The sequence below is a fragment of the Methylobacterium sp. WL6 genome, from assembly GCF_008040095.1.
GTDB lineage: Bacteria > Pseudomonadota > Alphaproteobacteria > Rhizobiales > Beijerinckiaceae > Methylobacterium.
In genome coordinates, this window is sequence record NZ_VRVH01000413.1 from 1 (window position 1) to 3189 (window position 3189).

The 3189-nt window shown below is 73.6% G+C and carries 3 protein-coding genes and 1 pseudogene; 3 read left to right on the plus strand and 1 reads right to left on the minus strand.

Annotated elements, in window-relative coordinates:
- Positions 1-126: 126 nt before the first annotated feature.
- Positions 127-882, minus strand: coding sequence for a lysophospholipid acyltransferase family protein (locus FV230_RS26450; protein WP_147844497.1), 756 nt, complete (start codon positions 880-882; stop codon positions 127-129).
- A 473-nt stretch (positions 883-1355) separates the two neighbouring features.
- Here FV230_RS26450 and FV230_RS26455 point away from each other — a divergent pair.
- The 3 genes and pseudogenes from FV230_RS26455 to FV230_RS26465 form a co-directional block, all read left to right on the plus strand.
- Positions 1356-1826: pseudogene (locus FV230_RS26455) on the plus strand (VIT family protein); the annotation flags it as partial.
- Positions 1827-1923: 97 nt separating this feature from the next.
- A complete protein-coding gene (locus FV230_RS26460) occupies positions 1924-2367 on the plus strand; it encodes a DMT family transporter (RefSeq protein WP_147729846.1) in 444 nt (147 codons plus the stop codon).
- A 115-nt stretch (positions 2368-2482) separates the two neighbouring features.
- On the plus strand, positions 2483-3189 hold a 707-nt coding region (locus FV230_RS26465), incomplete at its 3' end, for a metallophosphoesterase (RefSeq protein ID WP_246686489.1).

The following is a 3189-nucleotide window of genomic DNA, read 5'->3' on the forward strand; positions in this document are numbered from 1 at the left end:
GGGTCCTCCTTGCCCTGCCGCGCCCGCCACGCCAGCAGGCCGGCGACCGCCGGCTCGCCGAGCCACAGGCCGCCGCGATAGGCCTTGAGGGCCAAGGTGAGGGGCGGCGCCCTCATGCCCGGATCCTCATGCCGCCTCGGCGCGCGGCGCGGCGGCCCCGAGCCAGTTGTCCCCGACCCGGTCGAGGCGGCCGACAAGGGTGTAGGCGCGGTCGTGGACCCGGTTCATCTCGGCCTCGAGGCGGGCGCGCAGGGCCTCGAACGTCTCCGGGTCGGGATCGCGCGGCACGAAGACCGCCTCGCCGAACACCACCGCGCCGCGGCCGAACGGGAGCCCGAGGCAGGCGCGGTCCCAGCTGCCGAAGCGGATGTGGCGGCTCGTCACCACCGCCACCGGCACGATCGGCCGGCCGGAGAAGCGCGCCAGGGTGAGGATGCCGGCATCGGCCCGGCGCGAGACCTTCGGAACGTCGGCCGAGAAGGCGACGATCTCGCCGTTCTTCAGGGCCCGGATCATCGCGCGCAGGCCCTCGGCGCCGCCCTTGGCCTTGGCGTCCTTGACCACGCGGCCGCGGGCGCCGGAGGCGCGGATCACCCGCACGCCCATCCGCTCCAGGGCGATGGTGTTGATGTTGCCGTCGGGATTCTTCGAGATGATCGTCGCGACCCGGTCCACCGGCCGGCCGGCGAACGACACCATGATGTGCTGGCCGTGCCACATCCCGGCGATGAACGGCGACATCCCGTCGAGCCAGGGATCGGCGCCGGCGGGCTCGACGGTGAAGCGGTTGGTGCGGCGCACGAGCGTGAGGTAGCCGGCCGCGAGCCGTCCCAGGGCGCCCTGCACGGCCGGATGGCGGATGACGCGCTTGCCCAGGCTCATCGTGCCGAAGCCCGGCGCACCCGGCCCCGTGCGGACGGGCCGCGATCGCCGGGCGAGGCCGCGCAATGCTGCGGCACGCGAACGGCGGGAACGGTCGGCGTGGGATTCATGTCTCGCTTTCCGAGGCTCGGCCGGGCTTGCGCGGGGGCGCGACGGCCGGAGGGCGGCAAGGCGCCGACCGCGCCTGGCGACGGGTCGGGCAGTTCGGACGCGACAGCGGGACGGCACCGTCCTGCGCCGCCCGGTGGCTGTCTAGACCCGTCGCCTCGGCCCGCGCAACCGAGACCGGGCGTCCCGGGGCGGCCGATCGCTGCGCGGCGTGCCCGAAAACACCTCGAAACCGCGCGAAACGGGTTGTTTGGATCAATTCCAATGTGTAGCTTGGAATTGATCTAAATAGGATGTCGATCATGAACGCGACCCTCGTCGTCGACCCCCATACCCCGCAACCCCACGACGACGCCCACCGCGCCTTCGTGCTCGCCTACGTCCAGCCGGGGCTCGCCGGGCTGATCGACGGATCGGTCTCGACGCTGGCCCCGATCTTCGCCGCCGCCTTCGCCACGCACAGCAACGGCGCGACCTTCCTCGTCGGGCTCGCGGCCTCGCTCGGGGCCGGGATCAGCATGGGCTTCACCGAGGCGCTCTCGGACGACGGCCGCGTCACCGGGCGCGGGAGCCCGTGGATGCGCGGCCTGGTCTGCGGCGCGATGACGGCGCTCGGCGGGCTCGGCCACACCCTGCCCTACGCGATCCCGAGCCACTGGCCGAACGCCTTCGCGCTCGCGACCGGCCTCGCGGTGCTGGTGGTGGCGATCGAGCTGCTCGCCATCGCCGCGATCCGCACCCGCTACATGGCGACCCCGTTCGGCCGCGCGGTGCTGCAGATCGTGCTCGGCGGCGCGCTGGTGCTGGCGGTGGGGGTGCTGATCGGCAGCGCCTGAGCGCATCGCCCGATCCGACGGGGCGCCGGCCGCCACCATTTCGTCGCAGGCGATCCGAATCGGGAAACTGGGCGGTTCGGCCGCGCGATACCGGGTCATGTGGTATCTCTACGGACTGACCGTCCTCGCCGGCCTCGCGAACGCGATCCAGCCCGGGCAGAACGCGACCCTCTCGAAGACCTTCGGCCTGCCGGTCACGGCGGCCGTAGTCATCCTCTTCGTCAGCACGGCCTTCATGCTGCTGGGCGGCCTGGCATTCGGCAAGCTCGCCGTGCCGAGCTGGGAGCAGGTCGCCGCGGTGCCCTGGTGGGGCTGGCTCGGCGGCTGCCTCAGCGTCCTGCTGATCCTGGCCCAGCTCTACGCCGCGCCCGCGATCGGCGCCGCGTCGTTCCTCGGCCTCATCGTGACGGTCGGCGTCGTCGCCTCGATCGTGCTCGACAACTACGGCTGGGTCGGGTTCGAGGTCCATCCGGCCAGCCTGTGGCGCGTGCTCGGGGCGGCCCTGATGATCGTCGGCGTCGGGATGGTCGCCTTCACATGAACCCTGATCGTCGCGCGGCGTGAGCCTCGATCGTCGCGCGGCGTGAGGCTCGGCCGGCGCGCGGCACGCGCCGGCTCGCTTGACGCGGCCGGCCTCAACCGCGATGCGGTCCCCCGTGTCCTTCCGCCTCGCCCACCTCACCGACCCGCATGTCGGCCCCCTGCCGCGGCCGCGCCTGCGCCAGCTCTTCGGCAAGCGCGCGACGGGCTACGCCAACTGGCGCCGCGGGCGCTCGCGCAGCCACGACATGGAGGTGCTCGGCGCGCTCGTCGCCGATCTGAGGCTGCAGGCGCCCGACCACGTCGCCTGCACCGGCGACCTGTGCAACATCGGCCTGCCGAGCGAGTGGGACACCGCGCGCATCTTCCTGGAGGCGCTCGGCACGCCCGAGGCGGTCAGCTTCGTGCCGGGAAACCACGACGCCTACGTGCGCGGCTCCCTCGAGGGCCTGCTCGCGGCCTGCGGTGCCTGGACCGCCGACGACGCCGGCGGCAGCGGCACGTTTCCCTATCTGCGCCGGCGCGGGCCGCTGGCTCTGGTCGGCCTGTCGAGCGCGATCCCGACGGTGCCGTTCGTCGCCACCGGCCGGCTCGGGCCGCGCCAGATCGCGGCGGCCGAATCGCTCCTGCGCACGCTCGCGACCGACCCGTCGCGGCCGGCGCGCGTCGTGATGATCCACCACCCGCCCCATCCCGGCGGCGCGAGCCCGGGACGCGACCTGCGCGATGCCGCGGCCTTCAGCGCGATGCTCGGCCGCGTCGGCGCCGACCTCGTCCTGCACGGGCACAACCACGTGGCGAGCGTCGCCCACGTGGTTGTGCC

Excerpts from the sequence above, each read along its gene's own strand:
- FV230_RS26450 (WP_147844497.1), bottom strand. The coding sequence starts at position 882 with ATGAGCCTGGGCAAGCGCGTCATCCGCCATCCGGCCGTGCAGGGCGCC.
- FV230_RS26460 (WP_147729846.1), top strand. The coding sequence starts at position 1,924 with ATGTGGTATCTCTACGGACTGACCGTCCTCGCCGGCCTCGCGAACGCG.